Origin of the sequence: Bacillus swezeyi, from assembly GCF_030908325.1 — a bacterium.
GTDB lineage: Bacteria > Bacillota > Bacilli > Bacillales > Bacillaceae > Bacillus > Bacillus swezeyi.
In genome coordinates, this window is record NZ_CP133085.1 from 449,830 (window position 1) to 450,668 (window position 839).

Consider the following 839-nt stretch of genomic DNA (forward strand, 5'->3'; position numbering starts at 1 on the left):
CAATCAGAAACAGTTAGGAGGACATCATGACGCATTCTGTTGTAGAGCTTTTTGAAATCGAGCCCGCTATTATTCAGGTGAAGATGCATGACCGTGTTCATAAAAACGCGTTTTCGCAAGAGCTCACAGACGGATTAATTCAAGCGTTCGAATACATTCGCAATCAACAAAGCTATAAAGCAGTGATTTTAACAGGATACGACAATTATTTTGCTTCAGGCGGAACACAAGAAGGATTGCTGAGAATCCAGCAGGGAATCACCCAATTTACTGATGACAATCTTTATTCTCTGGCACTTGATTGCAAAATTCCAGTCATTGCTGCCATGCAGGGTCACGGAATTGGGGGCGGCTTTGTCATGGGTCTCTTTGCTGATTTTATTATTCTGAGCAGGGAGAGTGTGTATACGACAAATTTTATGAAATACGGGTTTACGCCTGGTATGGGTGCCACTTTTATCGTTCCCCAAAAACTCGGGTTCAGCTTGGCGCAGGAGTTATTAATGAATGCAGGCAATTACCGCGGAGCCGAACTCGAAAAGAGAGGGATACCTTTTAAAGTTCTCCCTCGATCGGACGTATTGAAGTATGCTGCGGAGCTGGCGCGTGAGCTGGCGGAAAAGCCGAGAAACTCCTTAATTACATTAAAAGACCACTTGGTTGCGCCGCTTCGCGAGCAGCTTCCCCGCGTGATAGAACAGGAGCTCGTTATGCATGAGAAAACATTTCATCAAGACGAAGTCAAAACGAGAATCACAGGTTTGTACGGGAATTAACTGAAAATAGAAACGATCGTCGTGTGCTACATAAAAATTTGCAGGTGAAATGGAGGCAGCTCT

The 839-nt window shown here is 44.6% G+C and carries 1 protein-coding gene; it reads left to right on the forward strand.

Going from position 1 to position 839, the window contains the following annotated elements:
- The first annotated feature begins 26 nt into the window (after positions 1-26).
- Complete coding sequence (locus RBH91_RS02285; protein WP_307893328.1) at positions 27-776, forward strand: polyketide synthase; 750 nt, start codon at positions 27-29, stop codon at positions 774-776.
- Positions 777-839: the final 63 nt, after the last annotated feature.